At 39.9% G+C, this 5,897-nt stretch carries 4 protein-coding genes, 4 tRNA genes and 1 rRNA gene; 3 read left to right on the forward strand and 6 right to left on the reverse strand.

The window, feature by feature from the left end; genetic code table 11:
* Positions 1 to 48: 48 nt before the first annotated feature.
* The 3 genes from C9J37_RS26980 to C9J37_RS26990 form a co-directional block, all read right to left on the reverse strand.
* Positions 49 to 124, reverse strand: a tRNA-Val gene (locus tag C9J37_RS26980).
* A 10-nt stretch (positions 125 to 134) separates the two neighbouring features.
* Positions 135 to 250 (reverse strand): 5S ribosomal RNA (gene rrf, locus C9J37_RS26985).
* Positions 251 to 822: 572 nt separating this feature from the next.
* On the reverse strand, positions 823 to 1,908 hold the full coding sequence (locus C9J37_RS26990) for a cysteine desulfurase family protein (RefSeq protein ID WP_107897870.1): 1,086 nt from the start codon (positions 1,906 to 1,908) through the stop codon (positions 823 to 825).
* Positions 1,909 to 2,007: 99 nt separating this feature from the next.
* On the opposite strand from C9J37_RS26990, the gene nadB reads away from it, so the two are divergent.
* From nadB to nadA, 3 genes are read left to right on the forward strand one after another with little or no spacing between them, the layout of a single operon-like run.
* Complete coding sequence (gene nadB, locus C9J37_RS26995) at positions 2,008 to 3,594, forward strand: L-aspartate oxidase (protein WP_107897867.1); 1,587 nt, start codon at positions 2,008 to 2,010, stop codon at positions 3,592 to 3,594.
* On the forward strand, positions 3,551 to 4,411 hold the full coding sequence (gene nadC / locus C9J37_RS27000; protein WP_107897868.1) for a carboxylating nicotinate-nucleotide diphosphorylase: 861 nt from the start codon (positions 3,551 to 3,553) through the stop codon (positions 4,409 to 4,411). The genes nadB and nadC overlap by 44 nt, the downstream gene beginning before the upstream one ends.
* Complete coding sequence (gene nadA / locus C9J37_RS27005; protein WP_107897869.1) at positions 4,398 to 5,501, forward strand: quinolinate synthase NadA; 1,104 nt, start codon at positions 4,398 to 4,400, stop codon at positions 5,499 to 5,501. The genes nadC and nadA overlap by 14 nt, the downstream gene beginning before the upstream one ends.
* 100 nt (positions 5,502 to 5,601) lie before the next feature.
* On the opposite strand, the gene C9J37_RS27010 is transcribed toward nadA, so the two are convergent.
* The 3 genes from C9J37_RS27010 to C9J37_RS27020 form a co-directional block, all read right to left on the reverse strand.
* Positions 5,602 to 5,673, reverse strand: a tRNA-Glu gene (locus C9J37_RS27010).
* A 2-nt stretch (positions 5,674 to 5,675) separates the two neighbouring features.
* Positions 5,676 to 5,766 (reverse strand) — tRNA-Ser (locus C9J37_RS27015).
* Positions 5,767 to 5,779: 13 nt separating this feature from the next.
* A tRNA-Asn gene (locus tag C9J37_RS27020) sits at positions 5,780 to 5,856 on the reverse strand.
* Between the last annotated feature and the right edge of the window lie 41 nt (positions 5,857 to 5,897).

A 5,897-nucleotide genomic window follows, 5' to 3' on the forward strand; every position in this document is an offset into this window, starting at 1 on the left:
TACTGATTACAAGTCAGTTGCTCTACCTGCTGAGCTAAACCGGCAATATGGTGGAGGATGACGGGCTCGAACCGCCGACCCTCTGCTTGTAAGGCAGATGCTCTCCCAGCTGAGCTAATCCTCCTGGGTATTATGCCTAGCGACGTCCTACTCTCACAGGGGGAAGCCCCCAACTACCATCGGCGCTAAAGAGCTTAACTTCCGTGTTCGGTATGGGAACGGGTGTGACCTCTTTGCCATCATCACTAGACTATGTTTCGACTTTCAATCCAAAGTATTATTGCAATAGCTTCATGCGTTCGGTCAGTTACGTACTAGAGTACGCTTCTTCCTTCTCTCAACCACTTTTGCGAATAGCTTTTATCTTGAAACTCTTATGTATTTCGTTTTGAAGTTGTTTACCTGTCCTTCAAGACAAGAATTATTGTATAACGTTTATCTAGAGAATGCAACACTTTTTTATAAAAAAAAGAAATTATTACTTTTTAAAGATATTTTTGTTATGTGAGAGAATTTATCGCTCTGCTAACCATTATAACAATTGTTTTTCCAAAAGAAAACATTTTATTTACACAAATCAATAAAATAGTTAGATTGTCGACAAAGAGATGTATATTTTTAACGAACGCTACTACTGTTTCTTTGGTAGAGGTTGTTTTTACGCCTTTGCAACAATAAAATATAGATGGCTTTTGCAGTTATCACTAAAGGCTCATGCTTACTAATAACGTCAAGAAGCAATTTATCAGAACAAAGAAGCCTTTAATTTTCACAGGAAGTGATTATTATCAGAAAAATTAAAGGCTTTTTTCAATACCTACTTTATTTTAGAATGTTAGACAATGCAAAGGTTAATTGATCAATTTCTTCAAATGTTGTTGTTGGTCCAAATGATAATCTAAAAAACTGTCGTGCTTCCTCCATTGTATAACCCATTGATATAATTGCTTTTGTGCCAGATTCACTGTGTATATCACAAGCACTACCAGTTGAAATACAAATACCGGCTTCGTTTAATTTGAGTAACACGTATTGCCCTTCCACTTTGTCCATCATCAAACCACATATATTAGGTAGTTGCTTCACACACTCAATTAATCGACAAGCTGGTGGTAAATGGCTTTGTAGATATTGGCGCAGCAATTCATAATGTTGACGCTCAAAATGATAGTTTTCAATGGCTGTCGCAAACGCCACAATGGCAGGTGTATCTAATGTTCCACCACGTAAACCACGTTCATGTGTTACGCCGGGTGTTAAAGACGGCACTCGAATTTGAGGATTTACAAATATTGCCCCACATCCTTTTGGCCCTCCTATTTTATGGGCAGAAATGGTAATTGCATCTACATTTGCACAAAAAGAAGTAGTTGGTAGCTTACAAAAGGACTGTACACAATCTACATGAAAAAATATATTTTGACTGTTTGCTATTAAAGCAATTTCTTCCACTGGTTGGATAGAGCCTATTTCAGAATTTACATGTTGAATTGTTATTAATGCTGTATCCTCTCTTATAGCCTCTCGTACCTGATTGACTTGAATACACCCATCCAGTTGTAAAGGTAATTTTGTAACGGAATAACCCATTTTCTCAAGTGTATTTAATGCTGCATGGACAGACGTATGCTCAGCTTGCGATGAAATTATATGCTTGCCTTTTTTTGAAGCTAAAGCCAGTGATAAAATCGATAGTAAATTCCCTTCTGTTCCGCTTCCAGTAAAAATAATCCCATCACTTTTAACGCCGAGTGTTCTTGCTACGATAGCTCTCGCCTGTTCTACAAAGTAATTTGCTTGTCCTCCTAAATCATGCAAACTTGCACTATTTCCATAATAACGTTTTGCCACTTCACAATAAGCTTCAAGTGCTTTATTAGACATTGGAGATGTTGCTGCATAATCCATGTAAATCATCTAATTCTCCCTTTCTAGTCATCAAGTCTTGTTTTCCTTTTTATTTTATGTAAAGATATGTGTCAAGACAACTGTAAAGAAGGTAGACCTATGGATGTAAAGACAGACATACTCATTATTGGTAGTGGCATTGCATCACTTCAAGCAGCACGACTACTTGGACAGCATTTTAAAGTACAGATTGTTACGAAATCCTCTGTTAAAATGAGTAGCTCTTATCGTGCACAAGGAGGCATAGCTGCCGTTACTAGTCCTGAAGATCATACAAATTTGCATATTGCTGATACATTAGCTGCCGGTGAATGCCATCACGAGAAAAAATTTGTTGAAACACTTATAAAGGATGGTTCTACCATTATGAAGCAATTTCTCTTAGAGGGATTGCCCATCGATCGGCAAGAAACCGGTGAACCGGCACTTGGCTTAGAAGGAGCCCATAGTCATCATCGTATTTTACATGCTGGGGGCGATAGGACTGGTCAAATATTGATTGATTACTTACTTAAACACCTATCGCCAAACATTTCTATTCATTGCAATGAATTGGCTTATGAATTGATATTAAACAGCAATGGCGCGTGTATTGGCGTCCTGACAAAGGGTGAAGAAGGATTAAAACGTTACTTTGCCCATCATGTCATTCTTGCTACAGGTGGTGCAGGTGCTCTTTATCCAAGCACTTCTAACTATGCCACGAATACGGGAGATGGTATTGCATTAGCATATCGCGCAGGCGCTGCTATCAGTGATATGGAATTTATGCAATTTCATCCAAGTTTATTATGGTGTGATGGCGAGGCTAAAGGATTGGTTTCTGAAGCTGTTCGAGGCGCTGGAGGTATTTTTGTTAATGCACAGCGTGAACCTATTATGACGGGTGTACATCCACTGCTAGATTTAGCACCACGTCATGTTACTGCCCACACATTATATATAAAGCGCGCATCTGGGCAAGAAACATTTATTGATATTACAAACATTCAGCACTTTGAAGAGAAATTCCCTACGATTACAAAACTTTGCATTGACAACGGTATTGATTTACAAAATGGCCTAATCCCTGTAGCACCAGGAAGCCATTTCTTAATGGGCGGCGTTATAGCTGATGACATGGGAAGAACTACGATTGCAAACCTATATGCTGTCGGCGAAGTTGCTTGTACGGGCGTTCATGGTGCAAATCGTTTAGCAAGCAATTCATTACTGGAAGGCATCACATTCGGCCAAAAGATGGCTCAATATATCATACAAACTGGTTGCAACCAAACGAATTTCACGCTTGCTGCTGCAAAATATCAACAGTCGATGCCCCCATTATTACCGAAAGAGCAATTACAACAAGCAATGATGCATACATTAGGCATCGTGCGAAACCCTATCGATATGCAACTTTTTGTAGAGCAATTACCTTCATTACAAGATTTACTTCAAGTGAATGTGATGAATTTCAATGCACAGCACCTTGAACTCTACATGATGCATATTGTTGCTTCGCTGATGGGGCATGCGGCTCTTACACGAACAGAAACTCGTGGCGCTCATATTCGCAACGATACGCCTAACAGTGAAACAGACTGGGCACAGCGCTGGATTATTTTTCAACAAGGACAAATGAAAGTGAGGAATTCAATGTATGAATATCATCAAACTCGAGGAAATGCTCAAGCAATTTTTTAATGAAGATATAGGAGATGGGGATTTATCAAGCGAACTTATCTTTTCAATCGAGCAAACCGGTTCCTTTTCCTTTTATGCAAAAGATAGTGGTATTTTTTGCGGAACACCTATTATCGAACATGGTTTTCGGTTACTCGATCCTTCCATGCAGATCACAATGCATAAAAATGACGGTGATGCCGTGAACTATGGTGATATTCTTGCAGTTATTAAAGGACCTCTACAGAAATTATTGATAGGAGAACGAGTGATTTTAAACCTTATTCAGCGCATGTCCGCCATCGCCACAGCAGCCAATAGAGCTGTTCAGGAAACAGCAGGAACTTCTGCGAAAATTTGCGATACACGCAAAACGATTCCTGGCTTAAGGATGCTTGATAAATATGCTGTACGTATAGGTGGTGCCTATAATCATCGAAGTGGCTTATACGATGCGATTATGCTTAAGGATAATCATATTGCTTTTGCTGGTAGTATTACAGAAGCCGTACAAACCGCTCGTAAAAAAATTGGGCATACAGTAAAAATCGAAGTAGAGATTGAAACAAAAGTCCAGTTAGATGAAGCCATTGCCGCAGGTGCAGACATTATTATGTTCGATAATTGTACGCCTGAAGAAATAGCAGCTTGGATTCAATCCGTTCCAACACATATTGCCACTGAAGCTTCTGGTGGCATTACATTAGAAAATTTACATGCTTATGCAAAGTCAGGTATTCAGTGGATTTCACTGGGTGCACTAACGCATTCAGTAAAAGCCTTTGATATAAGTGCACTTGTACAACTGAAAGGAGAGCATACACTTGTCCATCACTAGTCTACTACAACAAACTTCATTACTTCCTGAGCATTACCGCACATTATCAACGACCGAAATGGAGTCTCGAATTTTAGCTATTAAAAAGAAACTAGGTAAGAAGCTTTTTATTCCTGGACATCACTATCAAAAAGATGAAGTGATTCAATTTGCTGATGCCACAGGAGATTCCTTACAGCTTGCTCAAATTTCTGCTGCTAATACAGAAGCAGAACATATCGTTTTTTGTGGAGTACATTTTATGGCAGAGACGGCTGATATGCTCACGACTGAAAAACAATATGTTTACTTACCTGATATGCGTGCAGGTTGTTCCATGGCAGATATGGCTGATATTTATCAAACAGAGCAGGCTTGGCCTATTTTACAACAACTTTTTGGTAATACAATATTGCCGTTAACATATGTAAATTCGACTGCAGCCATTAAAGCATTTACGGGACGTCACGGTGGGGCTTGCGTAACCTCCTCTAATGCTAAAGAAATGGTAACATGGGCTTTTTCACAAAAGCAGCGTATTTTATTTTTACCAGATCAGCATTTGGGCAGAAACACTGCTTTTGACTTAGGTGTTCCACTAGAAAGTATGGCGGTTTGGAACCCTCATACAAATACACTTGAAACAGACCAATCTCCAGAAAATATCAAAGTCATATTGTGGAAAGGACACTGTTCGGTGCATGAAGGTTTTACAGTACAACATACTGCTAAGGTTCGTCAAACATATCCAAATATGCGCATTATTGTTCATCCTGAATGTAGCCGTGAAGTAGTTGCTGCTGCAGATGATGCAGGCTCTACAAAATATATTCTCGATACGATTATTAACGCCCCAAGCGGATCGGCGTGGGCAATCGGAACAGAAATGAATCTAGTAAATCGCATTATTCAACAACATCCTGATAAACATATAATCTCTTTAAACGAAAACTTTTGCCCTTGTCTTACAATGAATCGAATCGACCTTCCACATCTACTTTGGTCACTTGAAAGTATTGACCAAGGTAAGCCACATAATCGCATTCAAGTGGATGCGTCAACGGCTCGAGAAGCTCGTAGCTCTCTTGAAAGAATGCTATTACGTAGTTAAGCAAAAAATCGTCTACCGTTAAATCGGTAGACGATTTTTAAAATGATCTAGACAAAAAAACACAGTCGATATGATTGCTCATATCGACTGTGTTTTAGTATGACCCCTACGGGATTCGAACCCGTGTTACCGCCGTGAAAGGGCGGTGTCTTAACCGCTTGACCAAGGGGCCAATGGCGGAGAAGGAGGGATTTGAACCCTCGCGCCGGTTACCCGACCTACACCCTTAGCAGGGGCGCCTCTTCAGCCTCTTGAGTACTTCCCCATAAATAAAAAAATGGCTCCGAAGGCAGGACTCGAACCTGCGACAACCTGATTAACAGTCAGGTGCTACTACCAACTGAGCTACTTCGGAATAATGGTGGGCCTAAATGGACTCGAACCATCGACCTCACG

The sequence above is a fragment of the Lysinibacillus mangiferihumi genome (assembly GCF_003049665.1).
GTDB classification, from domain to species: Bacteria; Bacillota; Bacilli; order Bacillales_A; family Planococcaceae; genus Lysinibacillus; species Lysinibacillus mangiferihumi.

Excerpts from the sequence above, each read along its gene's own strand:
- nadC (WP_107897868.1), top strand. The coding sequence starts at position 3,551 with ATGAATATCATCAAACTCGAGGAAATGCTCAAGCAATTTTTTAATGAA.
- C9J37_RS26990 (WP_107897870.1), bottom strand. The coding sequence starts at position 1,908 with ATGGATTATGCAGCAACATCTCCAATGTCTAATAAAGCACTTGAAGCT.
- nadB (WP_107897867.1), top strand. The coding sequence starts at position 2,008 with ATGGATGTAAAGACAGACATACTCATTATTGGTAGTGGCATTGCATCA.